Annotated in this window: 11 protein-coding genes; 4 read left to right on the top strand and 7 right to left on the bottom strand. The window is 68.3% G+C overall.

The genetic code is table 11. The features are described 5' to 3' along the window. Window positions 1–865, top strand: an 865-nt coding sequence (locus J0695_RS23270) for an alpha-isopropylmalate synthase regulatory domain-containing protein (protein ID WP_277990011.1), incomplete at its 5' end; no start/stop codon positions are given. Window positions 866–882: 17 nt separating this feature from the next. Here the strand turns inward: J0695_RS23270 and J0695_RS23265 are convergent. The 7 genes from J0695_RS23265 to J0695_RS23235 all read right to left on the bottom strand — a co-directional run bounded on the left by J0695_RS23265 (window position 883) and on the right by J0695_RS23235 (window position 11,548). Continuing rightward, window positions 883–2,469, bottom strand: coding sequence for a glycoside hydrolase family 13 protein (locus J0695_RS23265; protein ID WP_206964339.1), 1,587 nt, complete (start codon window positions 2,467–2,469; stop codon window positions 883–885). Window positions 2,470–2,520: 51 nt separating this feature from the next. Continuing rightward, window positions 2,521–5,025 carry a carbohydrate-binding protein gene (locus J0695_RS23260; protein ID WP_206964337.1) on the bottom strand — a complete coding sequence of 835 codons (2,505 nt, stop codon included), beginning with the start codon at window positions 5,023–5,025 and terminating at the stop codon, window positions 2,521–2,523. Window positions 5,026–5,081: 56 nt separating this feature from the next. Then, window positions 5,082–5,972: a carbohydrate ABC transporter permease gene (locus J0695_RS23255; RefSeq protein WP_206964336.1), complete on the bottom strand. Its 891-nt coding sequence runs from the start codon at window positions 5,970–5,972 to the stop codon at window positions 5,082–5,084. 14 nt (window positions 5,973–5,986) lie between these two features. Next, window positions 5,987–6,937, bottom strand: a complete 951-nt coding sequence (locus tag J0695_RS23250) for a carbohydrate ABC transporter permease (RefSeq protein ID WP_206964333.1) — start codon at window positions 6,935–6,937, stop codon at window positions 5,987–5,989. An 84-nt stretch (window positions 6,938–7,021) separates the two neighbouring features. Further along, a complete protein-coding gene (locus tag J0695_RS23245; protein WP_242553075.1) occupies window positions 7,022–8,392 on the bottom strand; it encodes an ABC transporter substrate-binding protein in 1,371 nt (456 codons plus the stop codon). Window positions 8,393–8,503: 111 nt separating this feature from the next. Beyond that, window positions 8,504–9,517 carry a LacI family DNA-binding transcriptional regulator gene (locus J0695_RS23240; protein WP_307798727.1) on the bottom strand — a complete coding sequence of 338 codons (1,014 nt, stop codon included), beginning with the start codon at window positions 9,515–9,517 and terminating at the stop codon, window positions 8,504–8,506. A gap of 147 nt (window positions 9,518–9,664) precedes the next feature. Continuing rightward, the gene (locus J0695_RS23235) at window positions 9,665–11,548 is read right to left on the bottom strand and encodes a ricin-type beta-trefoil lectin domain protein (RefSeq protein ID WP_206964331.1); all 1,884 of its coding nucleotides are present in this window, start codon (window positions 11,546–11,548) and stop codon (window positions 9,665–9,667) included. Window positions 11,549–11,842: 294 nt separating this feature from the next. Between J0695_RS23235 and J0695_RS23230 the strand changes: the two genes are divergently transcribed. The 3 genes from J0695_RS23230 to J0695_RS23220 form a co-directional block, all read left to right on the top strand. Beyond that, window positions 11,843–12,817 carry a LacI family DNA-binding transcriptional regulator gene (locus J0695_RS23230; protein WP_206964330.1) on the top strand — a complete coding sequence of 325 codons (975 nt, stop codon included), beginning with the start codon at window positions 11,843–11,845 and terminating at the stop codon, window positions 12,815–12,817. A gap of 124 nt (window positions 12,818–12,941) precedes the next feature. After that, window positions 12,942–14,627: an ABC transporter substrate-binding protein gene (locus J0695_RS23225; protein ID WP_206964328.1), complete on the top strand. Its 1,686-nt coding sequence runs from the start codon at window positions 12,942–12,944 to the stop codon at window positions 14,625–14,627. Between the two features lie 27 nt (window positions 14,628–14,654). Next, window positions 14,655–15,238, top strand: a 584-nt coding sequence (locus J0695_RS23220; RefSeq protein ID WP_206964326.1) for an ATP-binding cassette domain-containing protein, incomplete at its 3' end; no start/stop codon positions are given.

The following is a 15,238-nucleotide window of genomic DNA, read 5'->3' as shown; positions in this document are numbered from 1 at the left end:
CGGCAACGCCAACCTCTTCCCGGTCGTGGGCGCGCTGGAACTCAAGTACGGCAAGAAGGTCATCCCCGAGGGCGCGCTCGCCGAGATGACCCGCATCTCCCACGCCATCGCCGAGGTCGTCAACCTCACGCCCTCCACGCACCAGCCGTACGTAGGAGTCTCGGCCTTCGCGCACAAGGCGGGCCTGCACGCCTCCGCGATCAAGGTCGACCCGGACCTCTACCAGCACATGGACCCGGCCCTGGTCGGCAACCACATGCGGATGCTGGTCTCCGACATGGCGGGCCGCGCCTCCATCGAGCTCAAGGCCAAGGAGCTCGGCGTCGAGCTGGGCGGCGACCGCGAGCTGGTCGGCCGGGTCGTCGCGAGCGTCAAGGAGCGCGAACTCCGCGGCTACACCTACGAAGCCGCCGATGCCTCCTTCGAGCTCCTCCTCCGCAAGGAGGTCGAGGGCCGCGCCCTCAGCTACTTCCGCATCGAGTCCTGGCGGGCGATCGTCGAGGACCGCCCCGACGGCACGCACGCCAACGAGGCGACGGTGAAGCTCTGGGCCAAGGGCGAGCGCATCGTCGCGACGGCAGAGGGAAACGGCCCGGTCAACGCACTGGACCGGGCCCTGCGCGTGGGCCTGGAGCGGATCTACCCCGAACTCGCCCAACTGGAGCTGACGGACTACAAGGTCCGCATCCTGGAGGGCAAGTACGGCACGGACTCCACCACCCGCGTACTGATCACGACGAGCGACGGCCGTGGCGAGTGGTCGACGGTGGGCGTGGCCGAGAACGTGATCGCGGCCTCCTGGCAGTCCCTGGAGGACGCGTACACGTACGGCCTGCTGCGCGCCGGGGTCGCACCGGCGGAGTAGATCCTGGCCCGGTCGGGTCAGATGCTCAGCCAGACCGCGGTGTCCGTGGGGACTTCGCGGTCCGGCAGGGGGCCGCTCGCCAGCAGGACCGTTGCGCCTTCGGGCAGGCCGACGGGTGTTCCGCCCAGGTTGACCAGGCAGCGGAAGCCACCTGCCCGGTCGAAGCAGATCGTGTCGGGGCCCGCGTCCGTCCAGGTCAGAGCCTCCGGGAGGTCCTGGAGGCGGGTGCGGCGCAGTTGCAGGGCCGTGCGGTACAGGGTGAGGAACGAGCCCGGGTCGGCGAGTTGGGTCTCGGCTGTCAGCGTCGCCCAGTCCTGCGGTTGCGGGAGCCACGGCGGCGCCGAGTCTGCCGGCGAGAAGCCCAGTGACGGGGTCGACGGGCTCCAGGGGAGCGGGATGCGGCAGCCGTCGCGGCCCGGGTCCTTGCCCTGGGAGCGTACGAAGGTGGGGTCCTGGCGCAGGGCGTCAGGGAGGTCCTGGACCTCGGGGAGGCCCAGTTCGTCTCCCTGGTAGATGTAGACCCCGCCGGGCAGGGCGAGGGTGAGCAGGGCTGCTGCGCGCGCTCTTCGGCGGCCCAGCGCGAGATCGCTCGGGTCCGACAGGCGCTTGTCGCCCATGTCGAAGGACGTGTCCTCGCGGCCGTACCGCGTGACGTGGCGGATCGTGTCGTGGTTGGAGAGGACCCAGGTCGGCGGGGCGCCCACCGGGGCGTGCGCCGCGAATGTGCCGTCGATGACCGTACGGAACGCGCTCGCGTCCCAGGGGCAGCACAGGAACTCGAAGTTGAACGCCGAGTGCAGTTCGTCCGGGCGCAGATAGCGGGCGAACTGTTCGGCGTCGGGCAGCCAGACCTCGCCCACGAACGTGCGGTCGCCCTCGTACGAGTCGAGGATCTTGCGCCAGGAGCGGTAGATGTCGTGGACCGCGTCGCAGTCCTGGTACGGAAGGTCCGTGATGTCCGGCGATGGACCCACGTCCGGCAGGCCCGGCTTCTTCGCCAGACCGTGCGCCACGTCGATCCGGAATCCGTCCACGCCCCGCCGCAGCCAGAAGTGCAGGATGTCCTCGAACTCCGCCCGCACTTCCGGGTGTTCCCAGTTCAGGTCGGGCTGTTCGGGCGCGAACAGGTGCAGATACCAGTCGCCGTCCGGCAGGCGCGTCCAGGCGCTCCCGCCGAAGTACGACTGCCAGTCGTTGGGCGGCACCTCCCCGCCGGACACGAACCAGAAGCGCTCGCGCGCCTCGGAGCCGGGTCCGGCGGCGAGCGCCTCCTGGAACCATATGTGCTGGTCGGAGCAGTGGTTGGGCACCAGGTCGGTGATCACGCGGAGGCCGTGGTCATGCGCCTCCGCGATCAGCTCCTCCGCCTCGGCGAGCGTGCCGAACCGCGGATCGATGTCGCGGTAGTCCGCCACGTCGTATCCGCCGTCGGCCAGCGGTGAGGTGTTCCAGGGGGTGAACCACAGGGCGTCCACGCCGAGTTCGCGCAGGTACGGAAGCCGGTCGCGGACGCCCGCGAGGTCGCCCGTGCCGTCGCCGTTGGCATCGGCGAAGCTGCGTACGTAGATCTGGTAGATCGCGGCGTGCCGCCACCAGTGGGTCACGAGGACTCCTTGCTCATAGTGCTGGGTGTGCTGGAAGTGCCGGGTGCCGGGCTACCAGCCGCTGTTGCCCGTTCCGCGGGTGACCGCGAAGCCGCCCGCGAGGCTCAGACCGCCGGCCGGTGCACCGGTGACCGTCACGCCGGAGAAGGTTCCGGAGCCCGCGGAGTTGATCTCGATGCCGTACGAGCCGGTCGTCGCGATCTTGGTGTTCTTCACCGTGAGGCTGCTGACCGTCTTCTGCCAGGTGATCAGCAGGCCGCTGTAGGTGCTGTCGAGGATGTCGTTGTCCTGGACGAGGACCGGCGCCGTGATGTCGGACGAGTCGGCGTAGATCCACAGCGCACCGAGCTTGCTGGCCCAGTTGGGCTCGTAACCGCCCGTGCGCGAGAGGGTGTTGCGCTGGACGGACGTCGTGCCCGAGAAGGGGACTGGTGCGAAGCGGCTGCTGATCGCGATGCCGGACGCCCCGGTGACGGTGTCCGCGACGACGTTGTCCTCGATCCGGTTGCCGTTGCCGCCGTAGATCGCGGCGGCGTTGGCGAGCAGCGGCGACTGGACGGTGTTGAAGCGGAACGCGCTGTTGGTCACCGCCTGGCCCTCGGAGAACATCGCGAGACCGTCGTCACCGGTGTTCCGGACGCTGGTGTTCCAGAGCTCGGTGTCGGTGGTGCCCTTGTGCAGGTTGACGCCGTCGGCGAAGGTGTCGCGGATCCGCAGACCGCTCACGTACAGGCCCTTGGTGGGTGCGTCGATCCACAGTCCGACCTTGGTGTGCTCGATCCAGACGTCCTGGACCGTCGAGCCGCTGCCGAAGTCGCCCTCGATCGCGGTGTCGAAGTTGGCGTCGTCGCGGTACGAGACGTCCCCTGCGATCGCCAGGTCCTGGATCGTGCTGGTGCCGCCCTGCCCGAAGAGCCCGCCCTTGCCGTTGCTTCCGCGCAGGATGGTGGACCATGCGCCCGCACCGCGGAAGGCGATGCCGGTGAGGTTGATGTGACCGGAGATGTTGTACGTACCGGCAGGCAGCCAGAGTCCCTTGCCCTGCGACTTCGCCGTGGAGACGGCCGAGTTGAGGGAGGACGTGTCGTCGCCGCCGTCACCGGGCGTGACGCCGAGCGAGGTCGCGGAGACGAAGCCCGAGGCGGGCATGGCCTGGTCGGCCGCGACCGTCTCGGTCTCGACGAGGTCGACGGTGTACGAGGCCGCGCTGTCGTCGGCGTCCTTCTGGAACTTCAGGACGGTCCCCGCGGGCAGGGTCGAGCCCAGCTTGACGTGCGTCTCGTCGAAGAAGTGGTGGGGCGAGCCCTGGGACGGGGTGTTGGTGTAGGGGTAAGTCCCGTACACCCAGCTGTACTTGGAGCTCAGATCGAGATTGCGCAGCTGGCTGCCGCCGGAGTAGAGGCTGAGCGTCGCGGCGCTCCCGGTGCCGGCCGCGTTGTCCGGGATCGAGTAGCGCAGGGTGAGGGCGTTGGCGGGCTTGGTGAGCGTGAACTGGACGTATTCACCCGTCGCGTCGAGGACGACGGCCTTGCGGCCCGAGGCCTCGGCCGCCACCGACAGATACGTGCGGTCGGGGCCGGTGACGGACGCGTTGGTGGAGCCGCTTTCCGCCTCGTACGCCGTGTACGGGACGGTCGCCCCGCGTGCGGTGTTCGGCGTCGACCCGGTGACCGTGATGCCGTCCAGGAACAGGTTGCCGTTGTCGCCGGACTCCGTGCGCAGGGTCAGGGTGCTGAGTCCGGCGCGCAGCGGGACGTCGGTGGTCGCCGTCGACCAGGCGCCCGAGGTGCCGGGCAGAGAGAGCGTACGGACCTTGCCGCCATTGGCGGTCAGGGTGATTCCGGCGGCCGACGCGTCCGGGGTGCGGTAGCGCACGACGAGCGGGTACGTCGCTGCGGACGGGGCGCTCACCGAGAAGACGGCGCGCGCTCCCGCGGTGGTGAACCCGGCGAGATAGCCGCTGCCCTCGTAGCCCGCGGTCGTGGTGGCGCGGGAGGCCCCGCCGGAGAAGTACGCGTCCTCGGCCTGGTGGGTGAGGGTGGTCGGGCCCGTCGTCGAGGGGGTCGTGGGCGTGAGGTTGTCCAGGTTGACGTTGCCGCTGTCGGCGGTCGTGAAGGTCAGGGCGACGGTGTTGGCGCCCTTCGCGTAGGTGACGGGCTCGTCGTGGCCGGCCCAGGTGTCCCAGTTCGCGGTCGGCGCCAGGCTGATCTGGCGGACCTTGGTCCCGTTCACGTACAGGCTGAGCGTCATGGTCGCGGTGGTGCCGTTCGCGTACCGCACGCTGACCGAACCGGCCCCGGCCGCGGCCGAGTTGACCGCGAACACGGTCGATGCGTTGCCCTTGTTGCCGTCGGTGTAGCCGCCGACGAAGCCCGTGCCGGTGTAGCCGGGGTGCTCGGTGGAGACGGTGGCGCCGCCCGAGAGCTGGGCCGCTTCGGCTTCGAGGGTGGCCGCGGCGGCGCGCGCCGAGGTCTGTCCGTACGAGAAGGTGCAGAGGAGGGCGAGGAGGAGTGGCAGGAGGAGTGCGAGACGTCTTTTGGGGCGTGCAGGAGACACGACGGTGTGTCCTTCCGATGGGGGGAAAGTCAAGGTGAGGGGAGAGAAGTGGCAGGTCAGCCCTTGAGGCTGCCTGCCGTGAGGCCCGCGATGATGTGCCGCTGGAAGACCAGGAAGAGGACGAGCAGCGGGATGCTCGCCATGACCATTCCTGCCAGGAGCTGGTTGGCCGGCATGTCCTCGGACAGTGCGTTCAGGGCCACGGTGATGGGCCGCCTCGTCGGGTCGGGCAGGACGAGCATCGGCCAGAGGAAGTCCTTCCAGACCCCCACGATCGCGAAGATCGACACCACGGCGAGCACCGGGCGCGACAGCGGGAGCACCACCGAGACGAGGACGCGGAGCGTGCCCGCGCCGTCGATCCGTGCGGAGTCGAGGAGTTCGGTGGGAATCTGGTCGAAGAACCGCTTGAGGATGAAGATGTTGAACGCGTTGGCGGCGGCGGGCAGCCAGATCGCCCACGGGGTGTTGATCAGGTTGAGGTGGACGAGCGGCACGTCCACGACGGTCAGATACGTCGGCACCAGGAGCGCAGAGACCGGCAGCATCAGGGTCGCCAGCATCATTCCGAGGACGACATTGCCCAGTACGGGACGGAGCTTGGACAGCGCGTACGCCGCCGAGATGTCCACGATCAGCTGGAAGAAGAGCGCGCCGAAGGCCAGGACCAGCGTATTGAGGAAGTAGTGGCCGAGCCCGACGCTCGACCAGGCCTCCGAATAGCTCTCCGGGTGGAGGGACTTGGGCAGCAGGGACGGGTTCGGGTCGGCGAGCTCGCCCGAGGACTTCAGAGCTCCGGATGCCATCCAGTACAGCGGGAAGACGAACGTGACCGTGAATCCGAGCAGCGTGGAGCCGAGCACGAAGCGGTAGAGGAACCGGCCGGTGCGGCGGGTCATTTCGGTGGGCGCGATGAGCGTGCGCTCGGAGGAGGATGCGGCAGCCATGGGGTCGGTTCCTCTCAGCCCTTGGTCCGGGTCAGGCGCAGATAGACGACGGAGAAGAGGCCGAGCACCACAAAGAGCAGGGTGCTCATGGCGCTGGCCAGGCCGAAGTCGTTGTAGACGAAGGCGTAGCGGTAGAGCAGCAGCAGGACCGTGACGGTCGCGTCGTCGGGGCCGCCGCCGGTGAGCACGAACGGCTCGACGAAGACCTGCATCGTCCCGATGACCTGGAGCAGCAGCGTGATCATCAGGATGAAGCGCATCTGCGGGAGGGTGACGTGCCACAGCCGCCGGCGTACGGAGGCGCCGTCGAGCTCCGCGGCCTCGTACAGCTCACCGGGAATCCCGCCGAGCGCGGCCAGATAGATGAGCGTGGTGGTGCCCATGTTGGCCCAGGTGGAGACGAGGACCAGCGAGACCATGGCCAGGTTCTCCGACTCCAGCCACTGCTGGGCGGGGAGATGGAAGACCTCCAGCGCGTTGTTGAAGAGGCCGGGGCCCGGGTCGTAGAACCAGCGCCAGAGCAGCATGGTGACGATCGGCGGCAGCATCACCGGCAGATAGACGGTCATCCTCAAGTACGCGCGGCCGTGCCGGAGTTCATTGAGCACCACGGCGGTGAGGAAGGGTGCGGCGAAGCCGAAGACCAGGGCGAGCAGGGTGAAGTAGCCGGTGTTGCGCCACGCCGTGAGGAAGAGCGGGTCGTCGAAGAGCCGGCGGAAGTTGTCCAGGCCCACCCAGCGGGCCGGCTCGGCGAAGGTGACCTGCTGGAAGCCGAGCAGCACACCGCGCACGATCGGGTACCAGGAGAACGCCGCGAAGCAGACGATGCCCGCGAGGAGGAAGAGATACGCGACGAGGTTCTCGCGCAGGCGGCGCGCGAGGCGGCCCGGCGCGGCGGGCACGGTTTTCGCCGGGGTGTCCGAGGTGGTCAACACCGGGGCAGGGCTGAGGTCTTGAGCCGTCATGAGGGTGTGCTTCCTGCTGTGGGGTGATGAGCCGGGGGCGGCGGAGCGGGGCAGGCCGGTGCCGCCCCCGGCCGGTCTCTCAGGTCACTTCACCGTGGCGAGCACGGCGTCGACCTTCTTCGACGCGTCCGCGAGGAGCTTGTCGATGTCCGCGTCCTTCTTCGTGAGGACGGACTGCATGACGCCGTCGAGGATCGTGTAGATCTGCTGGGCGTTCGGCGGCTCGACCTTCGTCTGCACCTGGGAGTTGCGGTCGATGAACGGCTTGTAGTTGCCGACCGGGGTATTGGCGTACTGGGCGCGGATCTCGTCGATCTTCGCCTGCGTCGCGCCCGCGAACAGCCGGGGCTGCGGCAGCCCGATGGGCACACCGTCGGCCTTGGCGCGCTTGCTGTCGACCGCGTCGCGCTCGGGGGAGCGCAGGTACTTCCACTGGACCCAGGTCAGACCGGCCCTGATCTTCTCGGGCGAGGCCTTGGGGTTGAACATGAAGCCGTCGCCGCCGCCGAGGGTCGCGGTGCCGGGCAGCGCGGTCAGGCCGTAGTCGTCGTACTTGCGCTCGAACTGCTTGACGATGGTGGGGATGTTGTCGGGACCCGCCATGTACATCCCGAGCTTGCCGGCGCCCATCATCTTCTGGACGTCGGCTATTTCCAGGAGCTGGCGGGTGCCCATGCTGTTGTCGGTCCACCGCATTTCATGCAGCATCTGCAGGGTTTTGTGTCCGGCGTCGCTGTTGAACGCGGCCTTCCACTTGGTGCCGTCCTGGGTGGCGACGTCACCGCCCATGGAGTAGATCCATGAGGTGAGGTGCCAGCCGCCCTGGTTGTTCTTGCTGTAGTCGGCGTAGCCGACGGTGCCGTCGCCGAGAGCGCTGATCTTCTTGGCTGCCGTACGGACCTCGTCCCAGGTGGCCGGCGGCTTGTCGGGGTCGAGCCCGGCCTTGGTGAACAGGGCCCGGTTGTAGACGAGTCCGAGTGAGTAGTTGCCGGTCGGCAGCCCGTAGACCTTGCCGTCGGCGCCGGTGAAGACCTTCTGCAGCGAGGGGTCGATGTCCTTCGCGTACGGGACGTCCTTGATGTACTTGCTGATGTCGGCGGCCTGGTGGCGCTGGATCAGGCCCGCCGGGTCGGTGAAGTAGACGTAGTACACGTCCTCCAGCTGGCCGCCCGCCAGCTTCGCCGTGAAGGTCTTGGGGTCCATCAGGCCCTCACGGGCATCGATCTTGATCTTCGGGTGGCTCTTCTCGAAGGCGGCGACGTCCTCCTCGAAGTTCTTCCGGTCGACGGTCTGCGTCTTGGGCGGCAGCCCGTTCACGGAGACCGTCACCACACCGTTCTTGTCCACCCCGGACGTGGTGGACGCACCGCCGCATGCGGTGAGGCCGAGAGCGAGGGCTCCGGTGACGAACGAGCCGAGAACCTGACGTCTGCTGAAGCCGTGCATGCCATCCATGCGGACCGTGCCTTCCTGGGATCGGCGGCGGGGCCGACGGACCCCGAGCGCTTGAACTGCGCTGAAGGTAGAAGCGCGTTACGCAAGAAGTCAATAAGTCTGCGCAAAAAATCAACCGACGATGTGCCGGGTCGTCGAACTGCGGACGATCAGCTCCGTGTCGAACATCATCAGGTCGTTTGCGACCGCGTGGCCGTTGATCTGCTCGGCGAGCGAGGCGACGACCGCCGTGGCCATCGCCTGGATCGGCTGCCGTGCGGTCGTCAGCGGAGGGTCTGTGGCCACCATGAACGGCGAATCGTCGAAGCCGACCACCGAGAGATCCGCAGGCACCCGCAGTCCCTGCCGGCGCGCGCCCCGGACCACTCCGAGCGCCAGCGCATCGCTCGCGCAAACGACCGCGGTCACGCCTTCGGCGAGCAGCCGGGGCAGGGCGGTGGCGCCCCCCTCCATGGTGAACAGCGCATGCGCGACCATCCGGCGCCAGTCGTCGGGGGCGATCCCGCGGCGGCTGCAGAAGGCCGCGTAACCTGCGAGTTTGCGCGCCGATGGCACATGGCCGAAGGGTCCGAGCACCATGCCGATCCGCTCGTGCCCCAGTGCGGAGAGGTGGTTGAGCGCCTGCTCGGCGGAGTGGGCGTCGTCGACCCGCACCTGGGGCACCCCCTGGTTCTCGTCCGCCGCGTTGAGGAGGACCATCGGCACCTTGCGCTCCCGCAGGACGCGCCCGTGCTCGGGTCCCGCGTCGGCGTAGCTGGCGCCGACGAAGACGATGCCCCCGATGTTCTGGTCGAGGAGCATCTCGATGTAGTGCGCCTCGGAGACCCCGTCGGCGGTCCTGGTGCACAGGACGGGTATCAGCCCGCGCTTGTTGAGCAGCCCGCACAGGGCCTCGGCGAAGGCGGAGAAGATGGGATTCTGCAGGTCAGGCACGACCAGCCCGATGAGGGCCGCCCGCTCTCGGCGGAAGGGGCGGGGGCGCTGGATCCCGCAGACGTCCAGGGCGCTCAGCACCGCGTCCCGGGTCGAACTCGCCACGTCGGGACTCTCGTTGAGGACGCGGCTCACCGTCGCCTCGCTGACACCCGCGTACTCGGCCACTTGCAGCAGTCGTCGTTTCGTCACGGGCTCACTCTACAAAGCCCTACGCAAAAACAGAGATCAGTTACGCAAGAATCTGACTTTTCTTTGTCAGGGCAGACGCCGGCGGCCCGTGCGCTCCATATCGGGGAGGAGGAGCGCACGGGCCGCCGGTCTACTGCGGGGGGTGGGTTACTGGAGATGCCACTTCTGGTTGGTGGCGCCCGTGCAGGTCCAGATCTGGGCCCGGGCGCCGTTCGCCGACGAGTTGTCCGTGACATCGAGGCACTTGCTCGCCGCCGTGTTCACCACGTCGCCGGTCGTGGAGTTGTACGTCCACTGTTGGGCGCCGCTGCCGTTGCAGTCGTACAGCTGGACCTTTGCTCCGTTCGCCGTCGACGCCGAGGTGACGTCCAGGCACTTGCCCAGCGCCCTGACCGTCGAGTCCGTACCGACGGTCCACTGCTGGGCGGTGCTGCCGTTGCAGTCGTACAGCTGGACCGCGGTGCCGTTGGCCGAAGAGCCGCTCGCCACGTCCAGGCACTTGCCGCCCAGGCCGGTGAGGGCGCCCGTCGTGCCCGAGCCGCCGCCCGTGCCCTGGGTGCCCGCCCAGGTGAAGGTGGCCGAGGTCTTGCCGGGGAGGGAGTAAGTGACGTGCTGACCGCCCCAGTTGATGGTCACGGTCTTGGCCGCGGAGGCGTCGTTGTACGCGATGAGCGCCTTGGAGCCGTCCGTGTTGCGCCATGCCACGTTCGGCACCGAGGTGCTGGCCGTGGAGGAGACGCGACTCGCCCCCGGGCGGACGAACTTCGTGAGGTGGCCCATCGTGTAGTACTCGACGGTGTAGTCCACCGTCCCGCTCGCGCCGTCACCGTTGTGGACGGTGATCAGGCCCGTGCAGGTGCCGCAGCCGCCGTTGTGCGGGCCCATGTTCTGGTCCACGGCCAGGGACCACTTCGTCACCGACTTCGCCCAGTTACGGGTGTAGTCGATGATGTTGTTCATGTCCTCGCGCTGCTGGTTGGCGATCCAGGTGCCGCCCGAGTGCTCGGTGCCGAAGGCGTCCAGACCGGGGTACTGGTTGTGGACCGTCGTCTGCTTGGCGATGTCGCCGCCGTAGCCGTGCCAGGCGATCCCGCCGAAGTTCGGGTGGGAGCGGACCGCCGCGTCGTCGACCGTGGGGGCCGCGTAGGAGTCGTACATGTCCCAGTTCCAGTCCAGCGCGAGGGCCTTCGTGGAGAGGCCCGCCGCCTGGAGCTTCGGGAGGAGGTTGGACTTGGTGAAGTACGCCAGGCCTGAGCCGTTCCAGCTCATCGACGGGTAGCCGCCGCAGCACGTCGGCTCGTTCTGGGCGGAGACGTAGTCGATCGGAATGCCCTGGTCGCGGTAGGCCTGGAGGTACTTCACGAAGTAGTCCGCGTAGGTGCCGTAGTTCTCCGCCTTCAGCCAGCCGCCGTTGAGCGAGCCGCTGTCCTTCATCCACGCCGGGGCCGTCCACGGGGAGGCCATCGTCGTCAGTGCGGGGTTGATCTGCTTGGCCTGTTTGGTGAGCGGGAGCACGTCCGCCAGGTCGTGTGCGATCGAGAAGTTCGCGAGCGCCGGGTCGCTCTGGCCTGCCGCCACGTCGTCGTACGTGTAGCCGAAGCGGGCCAGGTCGGACGCGCCCATCGGGTTGCGGATGAACGACAGCCCGATGCCGTTCGTGGGGGAGAAGAGCTTCTGCATCGTGGCGTCGCGGGTCGCCTGGGAGAGCGCGCCGCTGCTCTTCATCAGCCAGGCCGCCGTGTCCGTGAAGGACGCGCCGCCACCGGTGAAGGTCTGGTAGCGGGTGTTCTCGTCGACCGTGATGTTCTCGCCGCTGCCGCCGGTGCCCGACTGGAAGGCGACGGGGGTCTGCTGCTGGAGGCCCCGGGTGACATGGCGGCCGCCGGCGTCGTCCGTCGTCGTCAGCCAGATGTTCACCGGTTCGTTCGCGGCCGATGCGCTGCTCGTGGAGAGGGCGGTGAGGCCGGCGGTCGCCAGCGCTCCGGCCAGCAGGATCCGGGTCAGCCGCCCGGCCGGTCTTGCTCTGCTCATGACATTTGCTCCTCTGGCAGAGGTGGGGGAGGTGCCAAGGAATGGGGCTGAGGCGTGAGTGAACTGCCCTTGAGGGCGGCCGTCAAGGGATGGCACACGTTCAAGAAGTGAAGGGATAACTCCACTGGCCTGCACGGAATTTGGGTCTGGACCAATCTCTACGTGAAGTATTGACGGCACCTTGGGGGTGGGCTTTACTCCTGCCACAACCGCCGGTACCGGTTCCGGAACCGGTACCGGGATGTCCCGTGCACCACCTGTGCACCACCCGTCCGACCTCATCGTGGAGGCCCGATGCGCGTCACCATTGCCGATGTCGCCCGAGAGGCAGGCGTCAGCAAGACCACGGTGTCCCGGGTCATCAACACCAAGGGCGAGGTGGACGGTTCGACCGCGGCCCGCGTTCGGGATGTGATCGCATCGCTGGGTTACGTACCGAGCTCCGGCGCCGTCGGGCTGGCGCGCGGCAACAGCCGTACCGTCGGCATGCTGGTGCCCTCGCTCACCTGGCCCTGGATGGGCGAGGTGCTGCAGGGTGTCGTCGACACCGTCGAGGCCGCCGGGTACGGGCTGCTGCTCTTCACCATCAACCGCGGTGAGGAGTCGGTCCTCCGGTTCACCAGCCAGGTCTCGGCCCGGGCCTTCGACGGACTGCTCGTCGTCGAACCCGAGAACACCCTGGACAAGATCACCGAACTGCACCGCAAGGGGCTGCCGGTCGTCCTCATCGACGATCGTGGCCACCACCCCGAATTCCCCTCCGTCGTGACCACCAATCGCGAGGGAGGCGCGTCGGCCGCCCGTCATCTGCAGGCGGCAGGACGCAGCAAACCCCTGGTCATCACCGGGCCGATGCACTTCGGCTGTACGCGTGAGAGGCTCGGCGGTTTCCGTGACGTACTCCCGCAGGCGCTCGTCGCCGAAGGGGACTTCACCGAAGAGGTCGGCCGGCACGCGATCGAGCAACTGGTCGCCAACGGCGTCGAGTTCGACTCCGTCTTCGCACACAACGACGTCAGCGCGGCAGGCGCGCTGCGGGCGTTGCGTGCGGCCGGCCGCAGCGTCCCGGACGACGTCGCCGTGGTCGGCTTCGACGACATCCCGATGGCCCGGCACACCGAGCCCCCGCTCACCACCGTCCGCCAGCCCGCACGGGGCATGGGCGAGACGGCGGCGCGGATGCTGCTCGGACATCTCGGCGGTACGCCCGCGCCGGACGAACCGGTCGTGCTGCCCACCGAACTGGTCGTCCGCGCCTCGGCGCCGTAACCCGGCCGCACGTTCACCTCGTACGCACCTCTATACGCACCCACCCCGTACGCACCGCATCGCAGCCCCGTCCTGCCCAGCCCTGCCCGAAAACATCCCGCCGCAGCCCCTCCATGGAGTCGCCATGTCCGCATACCCGCAGTCCCGGAGAGTCCGGGCGGTAGCCGCCGCCGCAGTCCTGGTCGCCCTAGCCGCCGGATGCTCCGACGCCAACAGCAAGAACAGCTCCTCCAAGGGCGGGGCCGGCGCCTCCGGCGTCCTGACCCTCGGCAAGCCGGACGGGCCGCAGACCAACAACAGCAACCCGTTCCTCGCGACCTCGGCCGCCGCCACCCTCGGCTACCGCTTCATGGTCTACGAGCCGCTCGCCATGACGAACCGGATCAAGCCGGCCGACAAGGCCAAGCCGTGGCTGGCGACCGACTGGAAGTGGGAGTCCAACTTCACCAAGGTCACCTTCACCCTGGACTCCAGGGCCAAGTGGGCCGACGGCAAGCCGCTCACCGCCGAGGACGTCGCCTTCACCTTCAACCTGCTCAAGACCCACCAGGCGCTCAACGCCGACGGCATCCCCTTCGACGGGATCGCCGTCCAGGGCAAGCAGGTCGTCCTGACCTTCAAGTCCTCGCAGTACGTCAACCAGAACAAGATCATCCAGCAGTACATCGTGCCCAAGCACATCTGGTCCACGATCAAGAACCCGGAGACCTTCCCCAACCGCACCCCCGTCGGCTCCGGCCCGTACCAGATGAAGTCCTTCACCCCGCAGACCACGACCCTGACCGCCACGCCCGCCTACTGGAAGGGTGCGACCAAGGTCAAGGAGCTGCGCTTCACCGCGTACAACGACAACAGCGCGGCGACCACGGCGCTGGCCACCGGCAAGGTCGAGTGGTCGTTCGTCTTCATGCCGAACTACAAGCAGCTCTACATCGCCAAGGACCCCAAGAACCACAAGCTCTGGTTCCCCTCCGGGCTCGGCATCCACGGGCTCTGGTTCAACACCGCTCGCAAGCCCTTCGACAACCCGGCCCTGCGCAAGGCCATGGCGATGGTCGTCGACCGCAACGCCATCTACGTCCAGGCCGAGTCGACCCTCTACCCGGAGATCACCAACCCGACCGGCATCCCGCTGCCCGCCGGTGACTCCTTCCTCGCGCCCGAGTACAAGGGCGCCAGCACCAAGCCCGACGTGGCCGGGGCGAAGAAGGTCCTTACCGACGCCGGGTTCAAGCTGAGCGGCGGAGTGCTGAAGGACCCCAGCGGCAAGGCCGTCTCGCTGACGCTCACCGACCCGGCCGGCTGGAACGACTACATCACCGGGCTCTCGATCATCAAGGACAACATCAAGCAGCTCGGCATAGAGGCGAAGGTCAAGACGCAGACGGCGGACGCCTGGGGCGCGGACGTGGCCAACGGCAACTTCGACGCCACGCTGCACTGGACCAACAGCGGTGCCACGCCGTACGACATGTACCAGAACATCATGGACGGCGCCCTGCTCCAGCCCATCGGCAAGCCTTCCCAGACCGGCAACTTCGGCCGCTTCAACAGCCCCGACGCGACCAAGGCGCTGAAGGACTTCGCCAACGCCACCGAGCAGGCGACGCGCACCACCGCCATGAACAGCCTGCAGAAGATCATGGTCGAGCAGGCGCCGATGATCCCGACGGCCGCGGCCCCCATCGGAGCCGAGTACTCCACCAAGAACTGGGTGGGCTGGCCGACCGAGGCCAACCCCTACGCCCCGCCGCAGCACACCCAGCCCACCGCGCTGGAGATCGTGCTGAATCTCAAGCCCGCCAAGTAAGCGAAGACGGGGACGGACGGACCGGCCATGACCGAGCAACACCAGCAGGACACGATCGTGCTCGAAGCACGCGGAGTCACCAAGCACTTTCCCGTACGCAGGACGGGCCGCGACGTCGTCGCGCGCAGCCGCCGCAGCGTCCACGCCGTCGACGACGTCTGGCTGCAGCTGCGGCGCGGCACCGTCACGGCGCTGGTGGGGGAGTCGGGCTCCGGCAAATCCACCGTCGCCCGGCTGCTCGCCCAGCTGTATCCGCTCACCAAGGGCGAGATACAGCTGGACGGCACCGCGGTGAAGGCAGGCCGCGGCCGGTCCTTCCGTCGTTACGTACGCCAGGTCCAGCTCATCTTCCAGGACCCCTTCGCCTCCCTGAACCCCGTGCACACCGTGCGCTACCACCTCACCCGCGCGCTGAAGATCCACGGCCGGGCGGGAACGGGCGACGCGGAACTGGAGACAAACCTGGCAGCCCTGCTGGAACGGGTCCAACTCACGCCTCCCCAGCGGTTCCTGGACAAGTTCCCGCACGAGCTGTCGGGCGGGCAGCGCCAGCGCGTGGCCATCGCCCGCGCGCTGGGCGCCGACCCGAAGGTGCTCCTCGCCGACGAGCC

Source organism: Streptomyces beijiangensis (genome assembly GCF_017315755.1).
GTDB classification, from domain to species: domain Bacteria; phylum Actinomycetota; class Actinomycetes; order Streptomycetales; family Streptomycetaceae; genus Streptomyces; species Streptomyces beijiangensis.
This window is presented reverse-complemented; position numbering and strand designations above follow the sequence as displayed.

Excerpts from the sequence above, each read along its gene's own strand:
- J0695_RS23255 (WP_206964336.1), bottom strand. The coding sequence starts at position 5,972 with ATGGCTGCCGCATCCTCCTCCGAGCGCACGCTCATCGCGCCCACCGAA.
- J0695_RS23250 (WP_206964333.1), bottom strand. The coding sequence starts at position 6,937 with ATGACGGCTCAAGACCTCAGCCCTGCCCCGGTGTTGACCACCTCGGAC.
- J0695_RS23245 (WP_242553075.1), bottom strand. The coding sequence starts at position 8,392 with ATGGATGGCATGCACGGCTTCAGCAGACGTCAGGTTCTCGGCTCGTTC.
- J0695_RS23235 (WP_206964331.1), bottom strand. The coding sequence starts at position 11,548 with ATGAGCAGAGCAAGACCGGCCGGGCGGCTGACCCGGATCCTGCTGGCC.
- J0695_RS23230 (WP_206964330.1), top strand. The coding sequence starts at position 11,843 with ATGCGCGTCACCATTGCCGATGTCGCCCGAGAGGCAGGCGTCAGCAAG.
- J0695_RS23225 (WP_206964328.1), top strand. The coding sequence starts at position 12,942 with ATGTCCGCATACCCGCAGTCCCGGAGAGTCCGGGCGGTAGCCGCCGCC.